The organism is uncultured Parasphingorhabdus sp. (genome assembly GCF_963677535.2).
Taxonomy (GTDB): domain Bacteria; phylum Pseudomonadota; class Alphaproteobacteria; order Sphingomonadales; family Sphingomonadaceae; genus Parasphingorhabdus.
The window spans coordinates 150,241-172,223 of the sequence record NZ_CAXXUT010000003.1 but is presented as its reverse complement, the minus strand read 5'-3'; the positions used below and the strand labels follow the sequence as shown (position 1 = coordinate 172,223).

The 21,983-nt window shown below is 56.4% G+C and carries 15 protein-coding genes; 13 read left to right on the top strand and 2 right to left on the bottom strand.

Going from position 1 to position 21,983, the window contains the following annotated elements; translation table 11 throughout:
- The first annotated feature begins 125 nt into the window (after positions 1 to 125).
- From ACHZCJ_RS07765 to ACHZCJ_RS07740, 6 genes are all read left to right on the top strand, one after another.
- The gene (locus ACHZCJ_RS07765; protein ID WP_159647780.1) at positions 126 to 311 is read left to right on the top strand and encodes a hypothetical protein; all 186 of its coding nucleotides are present in this window, start codon (positions 126 to 128) and stop codon (positions 309 to 311) included.
- Between the two features lie 951 nt (positions 312 to 1,262).
- Complete coding sequence (locus ACHZCJ_RS07760) at positions 1,263 to 2,288, top strand: YHYH protein (protein ID WP_321325333.1); 1,026 nt, start codon at positions 1,263 to 1,265, stop codon at positions 2,286 to 2,288.
- A 1-nt stretch (position 2,289) separates the two neighbouring features.
- Positions 2,290 to 2,595, top strand: coding sequence for a hypothetical protein (locus tag ACHZCJ_RS07755; protein WP_321325330.1), 306 nt, complete (start codon positions 2,290 to 2,292; stop codon positions 2,593 to 2,595).
- Positions 2,592 to 3,851, top strand: a complete 1,260-nt coding sequence (locus tag ACHZCJ_RS07750; RefSeq protein ID WP_321325327.1) for a YHYH protein — start codon at positions 2,592 to 2,594, stop codon at positions 3,849 to 3,851. The genes ACHZCJ_RS07755 and ACHZCJ_RS07750 overlap by 4 nt, the downstream gene beginning before the upstream one ends.
- Positions 3,848 to 4,927, top strand: a complete 1,080-nt coding sequence (locus tag ACHZCJ_RS07745; protein ID WP_321325326.1) for a HupE/UreJ family protein — start codon at positions 3,848 to 3,850, stop codon at positions 4,925 to 4,927. Before ACHZCJ_RS07750 ends, ACHZCJ_RS07745 begins: the two co-directional genes overlap by 4 nt.
- Positions 4,928 to 4,981: 54 nt before the next feature.
- Complete coding sequence (locus tag ACHZCJ_RS07740) at positions 4,982 to 6,067, top strand: YHYH protein (RefSeq protein ID WP_321325324.1); 1,086 nt, start codon at positions 4,982 to 4,984, stop codon at positions 6,065 to 6,067.
- A 26-nt stretch (positions 6,068 to 6,093) separates the two neighbouring features.
- On the opposite strand, the gene ACHZCJ_RS07735 is transcribed toward ACHZCJ_RS07740, so the two are convergent.
- Both ACHZCJ_RS07735 and ACHZCJ_RS07730 read right to left on the bottom strand, forming a co-directional pair.
- Positions 6,094 to 6,777 (bottom strand): response regulator, encoded by a 684-nt coding sequence (locus ACHZCJ_RS07735; protein ID WP_159647786.1) that lies wholly within the window; start codon positions 6,775 to 6,777, stop codon positions 6,094 to 6,096.
- Positions 6,774 to 8,264, bottom strand: coding sequence for an ATP-binding protein (locus tag ACHZCJ_RS07730; protein ID WP_321325321.1), 1,491 nt, complete (start codon positions 8,262 to 8,264; stop codon positions 6,774 to 6,776). Before ACHZCJ_RS07730 ends, ACHZCJ_RS07735 begins: the two co-directional genes overlap by 4 nt.
- A 291-nt stretch (positions 8,265 to 8,555) precedes the next feature.
- Between ACHZCJ_RS07730 and ACHZCJ_RS07725 the strand changes: the two genes are divergently transcribed.
- The 7 genes from ACHZCJ_RS07725 to ACHZCJ_RS07695 all read left to right on the top strand — a co-directional run bounded on the left by ACHZCJ_RS07725 (position 8,556) and on the right by ACHZCJ_RS07695 (position 21,967).
- A complete protein-coding gene (locus ACHZCJ_RS07725) occupies positions 8,556 to 11,543 on the top strand; it encodes a TonB-dependent receptor (protein ID WP_321325319.1) in 2,988 nt (995 codons plus the stop codon).
- Positions 11,544 to 11,766: 223 nt separating this feature from the next.
- Positions 11,767 to 14,859 (top strand): TonB-dependent receptor, encoded by a 3,093-nt coding sequence (locus ACHZCJ_RS07720; RefSeq protein ID WP_321325317.1) that lies wholly within the window; start codon positions 11,767 to 11,769, stop codon positions 14,857 to 14,859.
- 156 nt (positions 14,860 to 15,015) lie between these two features.
- Positions 15,016 to 15,756, top strand: coding sequence for a FadR/GntR family transcriptional regulator (locus ACHZCJ_RS07715; RefSeq protein WP_159647789.1), 741 nt, complete (start codon positions 15,016 to 15,018; stop codon positions 15,754 to 15,756).
- Positions 15,757 to 15,940: 184 nt separating this feature from the next.
- Positions 15,941 to 18,136 carry a polysaccharide lyase 6 family protein gene (locus tag ACHZCJ_RS07710; RefSeq protein ID WP_394700073.1) on the top strand — a complete coding sequence of 732 codons (2,196 nt, stop codon included), beginning with the start codon at positions 15,941 to 15,943 and terminating at the stop codon, positions 18,134 to 18,136.
- On the top strand, positions 18,133 to 20,316 hold the full coding sequence (locus ACHZCJ_RS07705) for an alginate lyase family protein (protein ID WP_321325311.1): 2,184 nt from the start codon (positions 18,133 to 18,135) through the stop codon (positions 20,314 to 20,316). The genes ACHZCJ_RS07710 and ACHZCJ_RS07705 overlap by 4 nt, the downstream gene beginning before the upstream one ends.
- Positions 20,313 to 20,684 carry a cupin domain-containing protein gene (locus ACHZCJ_RS07700; RefSeq protein ID WP_321325309.1) on the top strand — a complete coding sequence of 124 codons (372 nt, stop codon included), beginning with the start codon at positions 20,313 to 20,315 and terminating at the stop codon, positions 20,682 to 20,684. Before ACHZCJ_RS07705 ends, ACHZCJ_RS07700 begins: the two co-directional genes overlap by 4 nt.
- Positions 20,681 to 21,967 carry an MFS transporter gene (locus tag ACHZCJ_RS07695; RefSeq protein WP_321325307.1) on the top strand — a complete coding sequence of 429 codons (1,287 nt, stop codon included), beginning with the start codon at positions 20,681 to 20,683 and terminating at the stop codon, positions 21,965 to 21,967. Before ACHZCJ_RS07700 ends, ACHZCJ_RS07695 begins: the two co-directional genes overlap by 4 nt.
- Positions 21,968 to 21,983: the final 16 nt, after the last annotated feature.

Genomic DNA, 21,983 nt, shown 5'->3' with positions numbered 1-21,983 from the left:
CTAGCATTATTGATACAGATGGATAAATATTAGCGGAGATGGTTCAATTTGATCGTGAAGAATGAGGAGGATCTACCAGGATCGGACCCATAAGTTATTCTGACGGAAAGTAATGTGGTCAGTGAATGGATTTATTTATTTGGCCTAAGCGTCAGCGCATAGGTGAAGCAGGCATCAATCCATCATCTGATGGGTTGCAGATTTTTTTGCTGGAAAGTGGGTTGGTCAACGTTGATTACAGAGGTTGGAAGCGGTGGTTGACCGTAAGTCAATTCGCTCATCCTGTTCAGGAAGCAAAATCTGAAGCCTGAGATACTTATCGCCCGCACTCGATTTCCAAATTGTGTGCTTGTCATGGAATTAGCTAAGTTACACAGCAATACTATCCGTTGAACAAAGAGGCCCTTCAATGGCGAAACGCGGAACTACGGTCTTCGGTGCGAATGGTAGCCACATCTCCACCGGTTTTTCGCGTTGGCCAACCAGAAGCAGACAGTCCGCTACCAGCCCATTTCTTGTTCTCAGGTTGGCCGTGTTTAAGGCACTTTTCTTTCTATCGGCGCGCGGATCAAGATCTATAGTGCCTCTCGATGGTTGGCTCACAATCTTGGTTGGCTGATGCACCGCATCACGAGAACCTGAAACACGTCACACCCGCCAAAGTCTAATGTGGCAGGACAGAATCTATCATCAAACAGCGAGAAAGGATCAGACAAAACGCCATCGAAGATCGGCGCTTGCGATACCGCACGATTGCTACCTAAAATCGACCAACAGATGGGGCCAAATACTCGCCTCTTCTTAAAACGCCATATGTCTCAAATTGTGTGATGAGCGACAGTCCGAGAGATGCGCGCCGCTACTGCAATGGTTCGGTTGCCAGAGACGCTCTGGAGACCGCCGATATATCGGGTTTTCATCGATTATCTCTATGGTTCAGATCTTGGGGACGAGATGCAGACGGATGGATTCGCTACGGAGATCGTTTCCAGGGCGAATTTCTCCTGAGTGCGCGGCTTATCCGAACCCGAACATGATCTGCTGGCTGGGCCAGTCCAGCGGGAGATTGTTCTTCCGCTTGATCTGGCGTTCTTTCCTCATTGCAGGTGAGGGGGCGAAGGGGCGACACAGGCGATCGCCGGCTTGTTAACGTGAAGCCCCGGCCCGCTCAGCACCGGTATATCCCGGGCGTTTGATCCATATTCCATCCACAATCATATCCTATCGACAACCACATTCCTGTTGCATGCGGAGAACCGATAATGCTGACTGACATTGAGAAAAGTCTGCCGTTGTGGGCGACTTCAAGCCTGCTGATATTGGCATTGTCCGGATGCGGGGGCGATGGATCGAGCAGTACGGACGCGTCGGTTACTTTGCCCGGAACATCGACGCCAACGCCGACCCCGACGCCAACTCCCACCCCGACCCCGGACAGCGTCAGCACCGCCGATGTGGATTGCTCCTATAGCGGCAGCTATATGGGCGACTATAGCGATGCTGGCATGTTGACCGCGACGTGGAGCTGGACCTGCGATGGAACAAATCGCAGCCTGACCGGAAATGGTTTACCCGATCATGGCGTTGGCACATTCCCCAACCCGGGCAATCCGAACACTATCACGACCCAGACTGTCAGCGGTTCGATGACGCTAACGCCAGTGATGGGCAGTGCTAATACCCAGATAGGAGGCCCGGGCGGAGCCTCGGCCTATGCCCGGAACAGCGTCAAATTTGATCCCGGAACGGGTGGCACTTGCGCAAGCGATATTGCCGCGACATCCGAGTGTGATCTGGGCGGGAATACCGGTCAGTGGCGGATCGAGGCATTGGGACAGGACACGTTTGATTTTGGCGAAGATGCCAACAATGCCCATGTGCAGCCCGGCGGCATCTATCACTATCACGGGATGCCCGAAGGGCTTCTGACCAACGCAGGCGCTTCCGACAGCAACCGGAAAATGGTGTTGATCGGCTGGGCCGGCGACGGCTATCCGATCTACGGGCGCTATTGCTATGCCAGCGCCATGGACGCGACCAGCGAACTGAAAGTCTGCACCGGCAGCTACATCAAGGATACGGTCGCCGATTCCGGCCGACCATCGACGAGCCTCGTGCCGCTCGGCGCGTTCCTCTCGGACTGGACCTATTCCGCGGGCTCGGGTGATCTCGACGATTGCAACGGCCGCACCGGCGTCACGCCGGAATTTCCGGACGGAATCTATTATTATATGGCAACCGACAGCTACCCGTACATGAGCCGCTGTCTGAAAGGGAATATCAACTGATATGAAACATGTGAACCAGACCACCTTTGGCATCGCCTGTATGAGCGCGGCGGCAGCGCTGGCGCTGTTCGGCGCAACCCAGATCAATGCCCAGCGCGATCAGGATCGCGGGCCTCCAGGTGGCGGCAAAAAGCCGACCGAAGCGATGCTCAAGGCCTGTACCGCAAAAAAGGCCAATGATGCCTGCTCCGCGGAAGGTCCGGATGGCAATGTCGTGGCCGGCAGCTGCTTTGCACCGGCCGGCCTGCCACTAGCCTGCCGGCCCGCTGGCAGGCCGGCGCGAGGAACGGGGCCCGAGGGTCAATGATACAGAAGCGGCGCGCAGCGCTCGGCACGGTGGTCGTTGGCGCCACGACGGCGCTGGTCATGCTCGGAGCGGTGCAGATCAATGCGCAAAGCGGACCGGATCGGGGCCCGCCTGGTGGTGGTCAGAAACCCAGCGAGGCGATGCTCAAGGCCTGCTCCGCCAAACAGGCCGACGATCCCTGCTCGACGGAGGGTCCTGAAGGCAAGGAGGTCGCGGGCAGCTGTTTTGCACCGGCCGGCATGCCACTGGCCTGCCGCCCATCAGGCGGTGCCATGGGGCCCGCCAATCGTCCGCCCCAGGGGCAAAACAATCTCGGTACGCCGATTGAATCGACCCGGGCCCAGACTTTCGGTGTGCTTTGCGGCGCGCATACCGATATCCCGAACGAGCAAATAGGCCTGCAGAGTGAAGCCAAATGGTCGTGCGAACGTGGCCAGCGCTTGCTGGTGTCAAACGGTATACCCGATCATGCGATTGGTGTTTTCCCCAATCCGGGAAATCCGAACAGCATCAGTGTACAATCGTTCAACTTTGCTGTTACGGTCGAGCCGGTGGCGCATACCGGCAGCGGCATGCGGGTCAAGGATTCCGGCTTCGCGCTCAATGGCGTGCCGTTCGATCCGGGAACCGCCGAGCGCTGCCCCGACGGCGCGACTGATGCGCAGGACTGCAGAGGGCAGGCCGGCAAATGGAGCATCGAGGCACTGGGCCAGTCTGTCTTCGACTTTGGCACGGACGAAAACCACGCTCACGTCCAGCCGGGTGGCAAATATCATTATCACGGTATCCCCGAAGCGATGCTGTCCGCGCAGACGCGCATGGGAAAATCGATGCAGCTGATCGGCTGGGCTGCTGACGGATTTCCGATCTATGCGCGCTACGGCCATGATCTGGCAAAGTTCATGACCAGTGCGCTGCGGCCGATGAAGTCGAGCTATCGCCTGAAGCCGGCGGCTGATGCAGGGCGTCCGAGTACGGCAATTATAGCGATGGGCGCCTTTACCCAGGACTATGAATATGTCGCCGGTCTCGGCGATCTCGACGAATGTAATGGCCGCTTCGGTGTTACACCCGAATTTCCCGAAGGCATTTATCATTATTATGCGACCGACAGTTTCCCCTTCGTCCAGCGATGTGTGAAAGGTTCCACTGACAGTCAGCCGACAGCCCGTCGCGAGCAGCAGCGCGGCGAAGGCGGCGGGAGACGCGGCAAGGGGAACGGAAAGCGTCCGCCGCGGGGAGAAGGCAGACGATGAAGCGCCTGTTGCTGGCGTTCTGGTTGCTGCTTTTTGCCGGAACCGCGCAGGCCCATCTGTTGCCGAAGCAGAATGCGACGATGAAAATCGTCGACAATAGCGCCAATTTTGTTGTGTCTGTTCCGGTTTCGGCCCTGGACAATGTCGACGATGATCAGGACGGGCTGCTATCCGCCCGGGAAATCCGGCTGCACAACCGGGATATCGAACGGCAATTTGCCGAACGTTTCGGCGTCACCAATTCCGGCAAGTCCGGCAATGTGTTGATGACATGGGTTGTGCCGCCCCAGACCGATGGAGACCCGCTGGACAGCGACTATGTGGTTGTATTGCACCGCGTGCAGTTTGATGAGCCGCCTCATAATCCGCTGATCGAAACCGACCTGTTCGGCACTCGTGACGGCGAAGCGCAAATGACGATGCGCGCCACCCTGGATGATGATCAGGAAGTTGCGATTCTTACGGCAGCCAGTGGCAGACACCAGTTCTTCCGCGGACCACTGGCGCTATTCGGTGATTTTGTCCGGCTGGGAATTGCGCATATTCTCGGCGGGCTTGATCATCTGCTATTCCTGCTCACGATCATCATCGCCGGCGCTGGCTGGCGCTACTGGCTCACTGTGGTGACAAGCTTCACGGTTGCCCACAGCATCACCCTGACCCTGTCTGCACTGGGCATATTCTCCATACCTGCGACAATCGTCGAACCGGCCATTGCTGCCAGCATCATATTGATGGCGGTCCTCAACCTGAAAAATGGTCCTGGTCGCAGCGACCGGATGGACTGGGGCAGAATAGCCATCGTGTTCGCATGCGGACTGATTCACGGTTTTGGCTTTGCGTCTGCTATAGGCGGGATGCTGACCGCGAGTGAAAGCCTATTGGCGACGCTGGCAGGATTCAATATAGGTATCGAGATCGGTCAGTTTCTCTTTCTGACCGGTGTCCTGTTGATCATCCTAACCGTCCGCAAAACCGGCTTTGGTGATCGGATCCATCTCGTGCCGCATCTGGCATCGTGGATCGCGCTGGTTGCCGGCACGCTGCTCTTCATGCGCCAGACCGAAATGATTTGAAAGGGCTGGTGCCATCCGGGGGGCGACATTTAAATGGGAAAATATCGGGGCCAAATGATCAGGAACACGCTGCTATTGTCGATATCGTTGCTGCTGGGATCATGCGGTGCCCATCCTCCGGCACCGACGGATATCGCGCCGGTTGATCTGGCTGCGCTTTCCGCCGCCGAGCGGGATAGTTATCTGCGGGAAGCTGCAGCCTTTTTCGAAAAGGCCAATATTGTCGGTTTGCCCTCGCTCGTCGAATGCACCCTGTCCGGAGGCGCGAAAACGACCTGTTTTTCAATCACCGTGAAGCCTGTTCCCGGCGATTACACGCCAGGCCCTTGGTGCCCGCGCAACATCAGCGATGGCAAGGAGAAGTCCGGCATCTGGTTGGATGAAGGCAAGATTTACGATGCCGACGGAAAGTTCCTGCAGAATTTAAGCGACTTTTACGAGGACGATGAATGGCAACTCTTCGATCCCGCGACTGGTCGCGTCAACGTCACTGACAGCAAGGAAAAATGCGCGGCTGCGGCAAGGCCTGATGTGGACGAAAAATATAATAATTACTGTGTCGAATGCCAGCTCGACTATATGCCGGCGGAGAGCAGCGTTACCTATGTCATTCCCGTAAGACCTGTCGCATCAAGCAACCGTTCGCGCACGCATGGCGGAGCGGGTGTAGCGATAAACGGTATCCGTCTGGATGAACCGGCTCCTCTCGATGCCATTCTGGATGCGCACACGCTTGCGCCGTTCGATGATTGTGGTGGTCATGTCAATCTGCATGTCGGCTATCACTATCATGCGGTGACGGACTGTCTTGTCGACAAGTCGGGCCGGACCTCCGGCAAATATGATGCACCGGTGATCGGGTTGGCGATGGATGGATACAAGATATTGGCGCACAGGCTCGACAACGGAGAGCTGCCCGGGCAGCTCGATAGTTGTCAGGGGCACAGTAGCGCAGAATATGGGTATCATTATCACGCGGGTGCTGCGGGTTCCAACCGGATACTCGCCTGCCTGTCCGGCCAGCAGGGATGCTCGTTCGAGGGCAGCGGTGAAACTTGTGACGCGTCTGTCCGGCGTGGTCCCCCGGGTGGCGGAGGTCCGCCTCCGGGTGCGACCCGGCCTCCGCCAGAACCCGGCTGAACATCGGGCGCGGGGCTGCCAGTCGGCTAGCCGCCTTCGAAACGATAGCCGGCACCGTAAACCGAGGTGATGCAGCCGGCGTCGGGATCGACTGCCGCAATCTTGCGGCGGATATTCTTGATATGGCTGTCGATCGCCCGGTCGCCCGAACTCAAGGACTGTTCGCCGATCTTGTCGAGCAATTGATCCCGGGAAAATACCCGGCCCGCATTCTGCATCATTGCCGATAATATGTGATATTCGGATATTGACAGCTTCAGCCAAGTTCCCTGCCAGGCGATCCGCTGTCCGGCGCTGTCCACCAGATATTTGCTGGCTGCGGGATCGCTGGTTACCCGGCCCTCATATCTGCGGATCAGCGCGTTCACCCGCGTGACAACTTCCCTTGCGCTAAAGGGCTTGGTGACATAATCATCCGCACCGTCGGTCAGACCTTGCAGCTTGTCCATCTCGTCGGTCCGTGCGGTCAGCATCAGGATGGGCACGGCGCTGAACTTGCGCAACTCCCGGCAAATCGTCATGCCATCGGAGGCCGGTAACATGAGATCCAGTACAACCGCGCTGGGCGGGGATGACCGGACGGAAGAAACCACCGAGCGGCCATCGGGAAAAGTTTGCGGATGGTGGCCTGCGCTGCAGAAATAGTCGGACAATATCGCGGCGATCTTGTGATCATCCTCGACGATGAAAATGCTGCGGTTCTTGATCATGGTTGGTGCCGCTCCTGTGGCAGGTTCAGTTCAATCGATAATCCCCCCAGTCCAGAAATATTTGCAGAAATCCGTCCCCCATGGGCTTCGACAATGGCCTTGCATACCGCCAGGCCAAGGCCGCTGCCGCCGGAGGATCTGTCGCGGGCCTCGTCTACGCGGAATAGCGGTTCAAATAATCGCGGCAAAGCATAATCCGGGACGCCGGGCGCGCTGTCCTCCACCGAAAGAATGACCCGATCCTTCTGGTTCCGGAGCAGGACCTGCACCGTTCCCGGCGTATCGGTATAGCGAAGCGCGTTGGTCAGCAGATTGCCCAGCAATTGCTCTATTCGCTTGCTATCCCAGACAACGGCCAGCGTCGAGTCATCGCCAAGATCGACCTCCAGCTCCAGTCCCGCTTTCGTCAGCAACGGCCGGAATCGTTCTGTCACATCATGTACCAGTCTGACCGCGTCATCCGAGGCAAAGCGGTGCGGCGCGTCAGTAAGATCGGACACCGCCATGAAATGCAGGTCTTCGATCAGATCGCCCAGGCGATCCGTTTCTTCCAGCAGCGAACTGACCGCTTTCTGGTCCAGCGGTCTTATGCCGTCTTTCAGTGCCTCCAGCTCACCCGACAAGACGGTCAGCGGGGTGCGCAGTTCATGGCCGATTTCTGCAAGCCAGCCCCGTCGCGCCTCGTCTGCGCGGGCAAGGCTTTCTGCCATCTGGTTGATATTCTGGCCCATCGACGAGATTTCGTCGGCACCGGCTGCATTGGTGCGGACCGCAAAATTGCCATTGGCAATTTCTTTTGTCGCGGTTTCCATGCCGGCCAGCCGCCGCGTTCCGGCGCGGGCGAAACCCCATGCTGCCAGCGCTGCGAATATCATCAGTCCGCCAACCAATAGGGCAGCGCTGATATATTGGTTGCGCAGGAACCGTGTCGCGACACCGCCCGGCGCCGGAGCATGCGGTATGATCTTCGTCGTGCCAACCCGCTCCCCGTCCACAATGATTGCGCGTTCCGCCATTTGCGGCCCGCCTTCCGGTGGCGGAGGCGGACCGGCTATCTGCACGTCATTTTTGTCGAAAATCAGAATTCGGGGTGCTCGGGAAACCGGGATGCCGGCACCGGTAGGCGGCGGTGGTGGCGGCTGATCCAGCCTGCCGCGCGGAAACCGGGGGCGGGGCCCGCCGGGGAACCGCGCGCCGGGCCTGAAATCCGGTGCGCCTTCGGCGATGAAGCCTTCGGATATCAGTTCCTCCTGAACGCCAAGCAGACTGACCGTCCCCGATTCGAGTGCCGCTAGTCCGCCACGCTCGCTCAGTTTTTGCGAAACCAGCTGTGTGTAGGATTCGAGAATTTCTGCATCCCGTGCCTCGAGATAATCCCCGAAGCCACGATTCAGATTCCAGGCCATGGTCGTCGCCATCGCCAAAGCGGCAATAAGCGCGGTTACCGCAACCAGCAGGAACAGTTTGTGGAACAGTTTTAACGTCATGAAATGCTTATCTATCCATCCAATCCTGATTGATAGGGCTTAATTGTGGTTATAAATTGAGCAAAAGCCCCGTTGATCGGACCGACCGGACCGCGCGCCTTGTCAGCAAAGCGGGGCCGGTTTGTCGCGAAGACCGCTCATTGACAAATCATGTGCAGCGAGATGGCGTCAGTTTTAGGTATGCAAAATTGGTATGACAAAGAAAATATCAAGGGTATACTATATAGGTTGACAAAAGGGTTAGGCCAAGGCAATCCCCTGCAAATAAAAAAGTGCAGGGGAGAGGATTAGATGAAAAAGGCGAATATTTCTGCGTGCGGCAAAGGTTTGCGGCGGCGCATGTCGGCGATTCTGTTGGCGGGAACGGCAATGAGTCTGGCGGGCACACCAGCTGTCGCGCAGGAAGCAGAATCGGATCAGTCAGAAGACGATGTAATTATCGTGTCCGGCATCCGCGGCTCGCTCGCGAAAGCGCTGGATGAAAAGCGCAATGCGGAAAGCCTTGTCGAAGTCATTCAGGCCGAGGATATCGGCAAGCTGCCCGACCAGAATCTGGCCGAGGTTCTCGAGAATATTACCGGCGTGCAGATCACCAGAGAGGCTGGTATCGGAACCGGCGTCCAGATCCGTGGTTCCAACGATAACCGCATCGAGATCAACGGGGTCGGTACCGTCGGGTCCGGTTCGGGGCGCAGCGGTATCAATTTTGAAGATATTAACGCGGCAATCATTTCTTCGCTCGAAGTTATCAAGGCGCCAACAGCCATGACCACCGAAGGTTCTGTTGGTGGCACCATCAACCTGCGCACGATCCGCCCTCTGGATCTCCGGGATACGCTAATCGCGTTCCGCGCCCAGGGCGAATATAGCGAGCAGTCGGAAAGCGTTCAGCCCCGTATATCGGGCAGTTTCGGCAAAAATTGGGACACCGGAGCGGGTCGTATCGGTATCGTGCTCAGCGGGAGCTATGCCAAGCAGGATGCTTCGTCATCACGCCCTCGCGTCGACCGGGATACCCTGATTCCCCAAGGAACCAGCGTGACCGCAGCGGGTGCCCCCGGTCCGGATTTTGACTATCTTGGTATCCAGTTCCTGAATCAGGAATTCGAGATTTTTAATTACGAGACTTATAATTTGGCCGGTTCGCTCGAATGGGCGCCGTCAGACAATCTGAAATTATATGTCGACGGATTTTATAACAAGCAGACACGTAAACAGCAGAGCACCAGAATCCAGGGGTCAGGCGTGAGCTCTGTCCGCAACACCAACGTCCCGGATACGTTTGAAACGATCAATTTCGGTTCTCTCGGCGGTGTCGATCTGGGCAGCATCCAGGCGGCAGAAACCGGTACGCTTCAACCGAATGTCCCGAATGAGCCCAATTTGCGCTTCTCGAGCGATACCGGCGCCCGGCTGACCGAAAGCAACCTGATACGCGCTGGCGGCGAATGGGAAAGCGGACGGTTCAAGGCGCGGATCGAAGGTTCGCGCACGCTTGCCAGTTCGCGCACGCCCGACCTCAGCACGACGCTGAATTTCATCAACCCGAACACACCGATTACCGGATCCGCGAATGATAACGGCACTCCGTTCGCTTACGATCTCTCTGGCGGTTCGCTGACATTCGGAATAGATACCAGTTCGCCCTTTGCTCCGACGGTTGCGCAGCTGCTCGATCCGAACAATGTCGTTCTCGATGCAGTGTCGGTCAGCGACAATAGCAACAGGAATGTCGAATATACCGGGCGCATGGACTTTACGCTCGATCTCGAAGATCTGACCGGTTTCCTGACATCCTTCAACTGGGGCTATCGGTATAATGACCGGTCGACGGAGTTTAACGAAATAACGTCCAGCATCGGTCTGTCAGCATTGGCCGACAGTCCGAACGGGTCGGTGTTTTCCCAGCTGCTGGTTGCCGGGCCCTCGAATTTCGGCAAGGCCGATGGCCGGTCGCTGTTCTTCGGTGATTTTCTGATCATCGATCCGAATCTGGCCTATTCCGATCAGGCGGGAACGCTGGCCACATTACAGGCCGCGTTGCTGGCCGAGCCCGGCGGGCGTGTATTGGCGGATCCCAGCTTTAATCCGGCTTCCTTTTACCGGATCACCGAACAAACCCACGCGGTTTACGGCCAGCTCAATTTCGAGGCAGGCATTTTTAGCGGGAACGCTGGCTTGCGCTACGTCGACACCATCATCAATTCGGTGGGTAACAATGTCGATGCCGGCGGCAATATAATCAACCAGACCAATACGCCGGGTAAATATCGGTTCCTGTTGCCGCGGGTCAACCTCGCGGCCGATCTGACCAGTGATATCGTGCTCCGGGCAAGCTATGGTCAGGACATCAACCGCCCCGATTTTGATTCCCTGAAAACCTCGGTCCGGTTCGGGACCGGTCCGAATACGGCGGTCGAAATCGGTAATCCGGGTCTGGTGCCGGAAAAAGTGACATCTTATGATGCTTCGCTGAGCTACTATTTTGCTCCTGCGGCTGTGATCAGCGTTGGTGTCTTCCACAAGCGGCGAACCAATCTGTTCGTAACTCTGGAAACTGCGCCCTTTGCCGATCCGGTCACCGGCTTCAAGGATATTACCGCACCATGTGAAGGTGGCGGGATATATAATCCGATCGCGGATCGGAACGTATTCTCCGCCACGCCTGGCAACGGGCTGTGTGTGCCGGTCTCGACCACGATAAACGATGCGGGCGTGACCAAGCAGACCGGTGTCGAAGTTGCTTTTCAATATAATCTGTCAGCGTTTGAAGATAGTATCGGCTTTGCATCCGGTTTTGGCGTGGCGGCCAATTATACCTATCAGAAGTTCAGCGGCGGGCAGGCGACCGACACATCCGATGCGGATAGTCGCGGAACGGCTATCCTCGAATCGAGTAGCGGTCTCACCGGTCCCTTCACCGCCGTCCAGGGCTTGCTCGATTTCTCGCCGCATGCCTACAATGTCACGCTTTTCTATGAGAAATACGGATTGTCGGCACGTGCGCGTTACACATGGCGAGATGCGTTCCGCACGCTGGACACCGCTGGTGGTGCGACCCAAGGTAGTACAATTGGTTTTCCGGTCACCACTGCGGCGCGGGGGCAGCTCAACGGTAGCATTACCTATGACCTGACGGATCATATCAATATCGGCATCGAGGGCGTGAATCTCACCAAATCGAAGATCGAGCAATATTGTGTGAATGACGGCGCGTTGCTGTGCTTCCAGGGCCTGCCGGACCGAAGACTCACGTTCGGTGCCAGCATCAAATTCTAGGGCCACGCGCCGGGTGGCCGGCATAGGATTGAAAATTTCCCGACCCCAACGGGACCGGAGCGCGGCGGGGGCGATTCCCGCCGCGCTGTTCCAGATGAAATATTGATCCATCATCTCATTGGTATGATGGATTTAATTTAATTGGTATGCATTAGGGGTTGACATATAGGTAGGCGGCAGGCAGCTTGCCAGAAAAATATAAAGACAAAACAGAGAGGATCTTATGAAACAGGCGGCGGATTTTGCGCGCGACAATGGATCGCGGCGGCGTTTTTCAACAGCACTTTTAGCGGGTACGGCGATGACGATGATCGCCACCCCTGTCTGGTCGCAATCGACCCAGCCGGATGAAGGCGCGATTGTTGTTACCGGTATCCGTGCCACAATCCAGGATTCTATCGAGGCCAAGCGTGAATCGACTGAAGTATTCGATGCGCTGTCGGCCGAAGAGATCGGAGACATCCCGGCACTGTCGATCGGTGAGGCACTGGAAACCCTGACCGGCGCGGCTTCCCACCGGGAGCAGGGCGGGGCTACCGAAATTTCGATCCGTGGTCTCGGACCCTTTCTGGGTTCAACCGTGATCAACGGCCGCATCGCATCCAATGGTAGCGGGGACCGCTCGGTCAACTTCAGCCAGTTCCCTTCCGAACTTTTCAATAAGATCGGTATCTACAAGACGCAGGCTGCCAGCTATATTGAAGGTGGCGTGGCCGGCCAGATTGCCCTCGAATCCATCAAGCCGCTCGACTATGGCAAGCGAAGGTTCCAGGGAAATTTCAAGCTGAATGCGAATCCCGACAATCTCGATATTGATGCGGATCAGCGGTTCCAGAAATTTGGCTATCGTATTACCGGCAGCTATGTTGACCAGTTCCAGCTGGGTGATGCCGAGCTTGGTATCTCGCTGGGCTATTCCCGCAACAAGACGACCAACCCCGAACAGGAGGCCAATGTTTCCAACACCATCCGGGCCTGTGTGGTTGATCCAACAGACACTGGCGATGGCGTGTTTGATGATGGCAATTGCGATACCAGCGGCGGTACGATCGACGGTCTGCGCGATGGCAGTGTCACCGACGATTTCGTCATTGCCCGGAACAGCTATGCGTTCCGGTCCAATATTACCGATGATACGCGCGATTCCTTTTTCGGCGCTTTGCAGTTCAAGCCAAGCCCCGACGTCGACATCAACGCGGATTTCCAATATTCGAAGCGTCTGTTCAAAGAGCAGCGCAGCGACCTGAATTTTGCCGAAGGCCGCCGGATTGACGGTCTGGGCGATGCCAATGCCATTCCGGGATATCCGCTTATTTATACAGAAACCGGCGCGTTGCGGCAGTTTACCAACGAACAGCGGATCGAAGCGGTCAGCGAATATCTGGAGCGCGGCGAGGAATATTATGGTGGCGGGCTCTCGCTGGACGCGCAAGTCAGCGATCGCGTGAAAATCTCGCTCGATGGCTCCTACTCGAGAACCCAGCGGGTGGAGCAGGCGGTCCAGATCCGCTTCCGTACCGAAGATAATGAAGATATCACGGGTGCCGCTGCATGGCCGAATGCGTTTGAAAGCGATGGCAGCCCGACCAATGACCGGGTTGAAACGGCTGTCCAGATTCTCCAGAACGGCTCGCAAGGGTTGAATTTTGTCACCCAGAATTTTGATGTGACCAATCATGACCTGTTTGCCAATGATCCGCGACTGCGCGCTGATCTGGAGCAGGACCGGTTCAATAGCGTCTGGGCATTCCGCGGCGATGTCGAATATCAAATGGACGGTTTCATAAACACAATCCAGGCCGGTGCCCGCTATCAGCAGCTGAGATACCGCGACGTTCCGGGTGCACTCGGCGCCAGCCGGTTTGAGAACAGCTATAATGACACCGACGGTACCGGCGCTCTGGCCGCTGCCAACCGGGAATGCCGGACGAGCTTTCCCGAAACCGGGTTCCTGTCTTCCATATCCGGTGGAAACCCGCTTATTACCAATGTCGACGCGTCGGGCAATGTGATCGGTACTTCCAACAGCTATGCCACATTCGATGCGCTGTGCATTGCGCAGGTTCTCGAGCGCGAGGATCCGTCGGGTCTGCAGTTTGATGACGATGGCGTTCCGATCTATCCGTCCGGAAATTTCGATTCCGCGCAAAATACGGATGTGACCGAGCGCAGCATGGCTGCCTATATCCAGGCCAATTTTGATGGTGATCTTGGTGACACCCCAATTCGCGGAAACGCGGGCTTGCGGGTAGTCAAGACATTGGTGAATTCCACCGGCTTCCGTTCGGATTTCAACGTTGTTGTCGATGATGTCGATGGTGACGGCACCGCCGGATTTGTGCTGGTCGAAGATACCACCAACCTGATCCAGCGGCAGACAAAAAATTCCTACACGGAATTTCTGCCCAGCCTGAACATCGTTGCAGAATTCCAGCCGAATCTGCTCGGGCGCTTTGCTATCTATCGTTCCCTGTCGCGTCCTGACCCTTCGTCGCTCGGCGATGGCCGGGTCTTCAGCTTCAATGACGATGACGAATTTGCAACGCCGGCAGATGCCATTGCCGGAGGCTTCAACAATGTCAGCGCGACGGGCAATCCGCTGACGGAACCATTGCTTTCGTGGAATTTCGACGCTGGTCTCGAATGGTATCCCAACGAGGATACGATCCTGGCTTTCAACGCCTATTACAAGAGTTTCGATGGCGGATTTGATGCAATCGGCTTTACCGAGACGTTCACTATCAACAATCAGGACGTCGATCTCTTTACGACATCTGTTGCGACCAGTGACGATACAAGCAGAATTTATGGCGTCGAGATCACCGCTGCGCATCGCCTGAGCTATCTGCCGGCGCCGCTTGACGGTCTGGGTTTCAAGATAAGCTACAATTATGCGGATTCGAATTTCGAGTTCGAAGACGATACCCTGGGAGCAATCACAACCCCGACCCCGACTGGAACGACGGTTAGCAACGGTCTGATCGTGCCTTCAAACCTGTTCGGTTTTTCCAAGCACGTGCTGGCGGCGCAGCTATATTATGAAATCGGTCCGTTTGATTTCCAGGGCGTCTACAAATATCGCAGCAATTACTTCCAGCAGTTTGTCGCGACGCCGGGACGCGTCCGATATGTTGACGATGTCAGTGTGTTCGAAGCCCGTGTTTCTTTCCGGCTGAACAACAATGTGAAGTTCACGCTCGAAGGAATCAACCTGTTCAACGAACCGCGGACCAATTATCGCGGCGCGCCAGATGATTTCGGCGCCATCCAGGTCTATGGGCCACGCTATTTTGCGGGTGTGCAGTTCAAATTCTAGCTTCGTACGGGGGGTGGCGTGGCGGGAGCTTGAACCCGCTACGCCATTTTTTGCAACAAGACTAGTCGAGGCTGGAGTAGACAATTGGTATGCAGCTGGGCTAATAGAAGGAAACGATGGCGAAGTAACAATCTTTCAATGGGATAGACAGGGAATATGGGCGAAAAGCGACTTTTCCATAGCGTGGCGGAGCAAATCACCGATCTGATCAAGGACGGCGTGTTTCCGGTGGGTGCGCGGCTTCCCGGTGAGCGTGAACTGGCTGAGCGATTTGGTGTCAGCCGGGTTACCATACGCGAAGCCGAAATTGCGCTCCAAGCGATTGGCCGGATCGAAATAAAGACCGGTTCCGGTGTCTATGTCAGCGAAAAACAGCCTGGTGACGACAGTCGTCTGCCAGACGTCAGTGCCTTTGAATTGACCGAAGCGCGGTCGCTCTTTGAAGCCGAAGCAGCGGCTTTGGCTGCCCAGAATATTACGGATGAAGATATCGCCAAGCTCGGCAGATTCATCAAGGAAATGGATTCGAAAGACGAAGAGGTCTCCACCCAGGCGGATCAGCATTTTCACATCACGATCGCCGAAGCATCCGGCAATGCGGCGATCGTTCATACGATAAAAACGCTTTGGCGGATGCGGGAAGAGCTGCCCGATGTGAAGGCCGCGTATGAATCGGTTTGCGAGCATGATGTCCGCACCAGAACCGACGAGCATCAGGAAATTTATGATGCTCTGGCATCACGCAATCCGCTGGCGGCACGACAGGCCATGCACAGCCATTTCCGGCGCCTGATCGAGGCGATGCTGGATGCGACCGAGAAGCGGGCGCTGGAGGAAGTGCAGCAGCGTGCCAATGAGAGCCGCGAACGCTTTCTGTCCTCGGTCAAACTCGGCTGACAATTACCCAATGGCCAAGTCCTCATACCAATTGGTATGAACAAATATTGGATTTGGTAGCATCAATTGGTTGACTCCAACCGACTCTCCTGATAGCCCGTTCCCAGATAATAAGAGAGGGTGACGGGGAATGTGGACAGGGCGCTGTCTTGCTGGCTTTTGCATTGGGCTGATGGCGGCCCCCGTGCAGGCCGAACAATATTTCGTTAAAAATATCGACGAATATAATGTTGCTGCGAAGAAGCTCGTGGCCGGCGATATCATCATCCTCGCCAATGGCAGATGGCATGATTTCGAGATCAAGATTTCCGGCAAGGGTACGAAGGAAAAGCCGATTACCCTGATTTCCCAGGAACCCGGGAAAGTCGTGATTACCGGTCAGTCTAATCTGCGGATCGGCGGCGAATATATTCTGGTCACAGGTTTGGTGTTTTTGAACGGCTATAGCCCCACTGGAGAAGTCATTTCCTTTCGCCGGTCCAAAGAGGATCTCGCCAGCAACAGCCGCGTCACCGAGGTGGTGATCGACGGGTTCAGCAAGCCCGATCGATATGAGTCCGACTATTGGGTCGGGATGTATGGCAAGAACAACCGTTTTGATCACAATCATCTGGCCGGCAAGACCAACAAGGGTGTGACCCTGGCGGTCCGGCTGGACAGCAAGGGTAGCCAAGAAAACGGTCATCGCATCGACCATAATTATTTTGGACATCGGCCTGTTCTCGGTTCGAACGGTGGCGAGACATTGCGGATCGGGACCAGCAAATATTCGATGTTCGATTCCAACACTCTGGTGGAGAATAATTATTTCGATCGCTGCGATGGCGAGGTCGAGATCATCTCCTCGAAAGCCGGCCGGAATGTCTTTCGCGGCAATATATTCTATGAATCCAGCGGCACTCTGACGCTGCGGCATGGTGATGGCAATCTGGTCGAGAATAATGTGTTCCTCGGTAACGGCAAGGACCACACCGGTGGCATCCGGGTTATCAATCGTGATCAGACGGTGCGAAACAATTATATGGAAGGTCTGCGCGGCACAGGCTTTGCCAGTGCCCTGACGGTGATGAACGGCGTGCCAAACTCGCCCGTGAATCGTTATGTCCAGGTCGACAATGCCGTCATCGAGAATAACAGCGTCGTGGACAGCACGCGCATCACATTCGCGGCGGGTGCCGATGCGGAACGATCCGCAGCCCCGGTTAACAGTCGCTTCGAGAACAATCTGCTCGGCGGTACTGGCTCCGGTACCTTCTTGAAGGTCCAGGATGATATAAGCGGCATCGCATTCGCCGGAAACATGCTCGTTGATGGCAAGCTCGAAAAGCCAATAGCCGGGATTTCAGAAAGCGAAATCACTCTCATCCGGGCGGAAAACGGTCTGCTCTACCCGGAAGGCTCCGAAAGGGGCGTATCGCGTGATCTGGATCCCGTTACACGCGATCAGGTCGGAGTCCACTGGTATCCCAAACCGCCTGCAGGCGACCGTTTCGAAACCGGCCAGACCGTATCCGTGCGCCCGGGCGAAGACACGCTGACCGAGGCTTTTGCCCAAGCCTCCGACGGTGATCGACTGATGTTGAGCGCCGGCGACTATCTGGTGAACAAGATACTGCCGCTGGACAAGGTCCTTTCGATCGCAGGGCCCGAAAATGCCGGTGCTAGAATCCGTTTTGCCAGGCCCTCGCTAGTCGAAATCAGGCAGGGCGGAAGTCTGCGCCTCAGCAATCTTGTTATTGACGGAGAATTGGCCCCGGATTCGGTTGGCAATGCGGTTATCCGGACAGCGATTTACCCGATCCAGTCCAATTTTCTGATCGAGCTTGACGGCGTTACCGTGGCGAATCTGGACGTCAACAAGTCCTTCCACGTCATCGCACTGGGCAAAAGTTCGTTTGCGGATCGGATCAGCATCAGAAACAGCAAATTTGCCAATATTTCCGGATCGGTCTTGCAGGCGGCGGCGGAAGCCGAAGATTACGGCCAGTATAATGTCGAATATGTTGCCGTGGCGGATTCCAGTTTCAGGGATATCGGCGATACTGTTTTCAATATTTACCGGGGTGGTCGGGACGAGAGTACATTTGGGCCGCATTTTTCCCTGACCGGTTCCGCTTTCATGAATGTGGGGCGCAGCAGCAACAACGCCACAGGATCATCAATGGTTCTGCACGGGGTGCAATATAGCGATATCAACAACAATAGTTTCCTGAATGCCGCGCCGATCAAGATCGTCCACACTGTCGGTCGACCGCAAACCCGGATCACCGGCAACCAGTCGAAAAATATGCCCGCACCGGTTCTTGAGGAACTGGATTTTCAAGGCGCGCATCGCGCGATCCTTGCCGACAATCAGTTTGAAGGCGCAGCAAGGCCATGAGAACCAGGCTCATCGCGGTCGCACTATGGGCTGCTGCATCTTCTGCCGCCGTGGCCGGGCCGGTCGGTTCCTCCCCGACTGAATCTGACGCGGCGGCACAAAGATATGCGCCGCTCTACGAAAGAGAACTGGATCGGGCCCGGGCTTTTGTCGATCAGATGATGGATGCGGGCGTGGTCGTTCCTGTGCCCAGGGATCCTGGTGGTGGCTACACGCACGAGCAGCACAAGCGTAATTACAAGGCGATTTACGAAGGCGGCCAGCTTTACCGGATTACCGGCGAGCAGCAATATGCCGATTATGTTCGCGACATGTTGCTGGCCTATGCTGATCTCTATCCCACGCTGGACGAGCATCCGGCGCGCAAGAACAGCCAGAGCTCCGGGCGGATTTTCTGGCAGGTGCTGAACGATGCGATGTGGATGGTGCACGGTATCCAGGGCTATGAAGCCATTCGCGACAGCCTGTCAGAGGCCGACCGGAAAAATATCGACGACAATCTCTTCCGCAAGGCAGCCGAGTTCCTCTCCACCGGCTCGGCGGTGACGTTCAGCAAGATCCACAACCATGCGACATGGGCCACGGCCGGTGTCGGGATGACGGGCTATGTTCTGGGCGACAGGGAACTGGTCGATATCGCTCTGCTCGGATTGGACAAAAGCGGCGAGACCGGATTCTTGCGGCAGAGCGAACTGCTCTTTTCCCCCGACGGCTATTATACCGAAGGGCCCTATTATCAGCGCTTTGCATTGAAGCCCTTCGTGGTTTTTGCCGGGGTAATCGAAAAGAACGATCCGGCGCGCAAGATTTTCGAGCATCGTGACGGCATATTGCTGAAGGCGCTGCGCACCACCATCCAGCTGACCTATGATGGCTATTTCTTCCCGTTCAACGACGCCATCAAGGACAAGAGCCTGCAGACCGATGAGCTCTATCACGGCGTCGCCATCGCCTATCGCAAAACCCGCGATCCCGGACTGCTGTCGATTGCCCAGTGGCAAGGACGGACCGTGCTGACCAATGACGGCAAGCTGGTCGCCGATGATCTGGCTGCTGGCAAGGCCATGCCCTTCTCTTTCAAGTCGCTGCTGTTGAGTGACGGACCCGAAGGCGAACAGGGCGCGGTCGCCATCCTGCGCGAAGGGGACAGCACAAGCGGCCAGGCGCTGGTTGCGAAGAATAGTTCGCAAGGCATGGGACACGGCCATTTCGACAAGCTGAGCTGGCAATATTATGACAATGGCAACGAGATTATCAGCGACTATGGCGCGGCGCGTTTCCTGAATATCGAGGCCAAGGACGGCGGCCGCTACCTGTCCGAGAATGAAAGCTGGGCCAAGCAGACGATTGCCCACAATACGCTGGTGGTCGATGAAAAAAGCCATTTCGATGGCGAAGTGAAGGTCGCGGATTCGATCGCACCTGAGCAGCTCTATTTCTCGGATGCCGAAGGCGCGCAAATCAGTTCCGCCGTGATCGAGGGCGCCTATCCCGACACCCGCTTCATCCGGACATTGGCGCTGTTTTCGGTCGACGGCCTATCTGCGCCGGTCGCTCTGGATATCGTGCGCGTACAATCCGACAGCCCGCATCAATATGATCTGCCGCTGCATTATCAGGGGCATATCATGCGGGTCGGCTTTGACACCGAATCCCATATCGCCGCGCGACCGGTGCTGGGAACCGGCAACGGCTATCAGCATATCTGGGTTGATGCGGTCGGAAAGCCGCAAGGGCAGAATGGATTTGTCACAACCCTGCTCGATGGACGATTCTACACCTACCGATTTGTACCGCAACAAGGCGCGGAAACCATTTTGGCGGAAATCGGTGCCAATGACCCCAGTTTCAATCTTCGCCGCGAGCCGATTATTATCCAGCGGACCAGGGACGCGCAAAATACGACCTTTGTCAGCTTGTTGGAATCGCACGGTCGCTATGACGGAGCGGCCGAGCAGACGGTTGGCAGCGACAGCCTGATAAAATCACTCAGCCATGAAAGCGTCAATGGTTCTGACATCGTCATCGTGGAAAAATTGGACGGCAAGCAGGTCGCTCTTGTTGTGTCTTACGATTCCGATTCCGAAAAGAAACATTCGGTGAAGCTTGGCGATCAAATGTTGACCTGGACCGGATTCGCCGCACGTATTGACCTGCCAGCGGGAAAGGCAAAGCGATGACCGCACCCTCACAAAATTGCAGCGAGACATTCGTCCAGGCCTCGGATGTCCCCGTGGAAACTGTCGGCGAAGGAATTACACGGCAAATCCTCAGCTATGGCCCGGATCTCATGCTCTGTCGCTTGTGGTTCGACACGGGATCCGTCGGCGACGTGCACCGGCATCCGCATAGCCAGATCAGCTATATCGAATCGGGCCGTTTTCTCTCCGTCGTGAACGGCAGGGAACAGGAACTGGATGTCGGCGACAGCGTGATTGTTTCGCCCGACACCGATCACGGAATCAGCTGCATCGAAGCGGGCTCGCTGCTCGATATATTCAATCCGCAACGGGAAGACTTTTTGGCAACGGGGGAAGAAAAATCGTGAGCGCTGTGAAAAAAGTCGGAAATCTCCGCTGGGCCATTGTCAGTCTGGTCGCCCTGGCGACGATCATCAACTATATTGACCGCGGCGCTCTGGGGTTTTTGTGGCCTGAGATTTCTGAAGATATCGGCCTTACCAAAACCGACTATGCGATCATATTGAACGTCTTCACTTTCGCCTATGCCTTCGGCCAGACGCTGTTCGGCAAGATATTTGACTGGATCGGGACACGTCTTGGCTTCGTCCTGTCGATCGTCGTCTGGTCCGCTGCCACGATGTTGCACGCCGCGGCGGCCGGTCTGATGAGCTTCGCCGTGTTCCGTGGTCTTCTCGGCCTGTCCGAAGCTGGCAACTGGCCGGGTGCGACCAAGGCCAATGCCGAATGGTTCCCGATCAACGAACGTGCGCTCGCCCAAGGTGTTTTCAATTCCGGAGCTGCGATCGGGGGCATTATATCGGCGCCGATCATCGGCATCCTGTTTGTTTTTCTGGGCAGCTGGCAAGCGACCTTCATCGCCGTCGGCGCCCTTGGGTTCCTGTGGCTCGTGCCGTGGCTGATCATCTACAAATCCGGCCCCGAAAGCCATCCCTGGCTGACGGAAGACGAGCGGCAATATATCCTGACCGGCCAGAAAAATGCCGAGACCAACGAAGCGGCTACCTATGCGCCGAACTCGGGCGAAATTCTCTCGCGCAAGGAAAGCTGGGGCGTTATCATGGCATCCTTCTTCCTTGACCCGATCTGGTGGCTGTTTGTCGGCTGGTTGCCGCTTTATCTGTTCGAAACTTATGGTTTCGGCGTCGAGGAAATCGCGACCTATGCCTGGGTTCCCTATGTCGGCGCGATGTTCGGCGCATGGTTCGGCGGGCTGCTCGCCGGCCGGCTGATAAAAGCGGGCTGGACCGTCAACAAGACGCGCAAGCTGGTGATCGCACTGGGCGGGCTGATCATGCTGGTGTCGCTGTTGCTGACGATTGTCGCGGCTTCGCCCCTGATCGCGGTTTTGCTGATGGCGGCCATTCTTTTTGGTTTCCAGACGGCGGTCGGAAATATCCAGACATTGCCGAGCGATTTTTATAGCGGGAAATCCGTTGCTTCGCTGGCTGGTTTTGCCGGCACCGCTGCCAAGCTGGCCGTGGTGGGGCTTAACTTCCTGATTCCGGTCATCACGGTCAACAGCTACGCGCCGGCCTTTGCCGTCGGCGCCGGACTGGCGATCATGACTGTCCTGTCGGTTCTGGTCCTCTGCACCGACATCAAACCTCTGAAACCGAAAAATATTTGATTACTTCCTCCTCCTC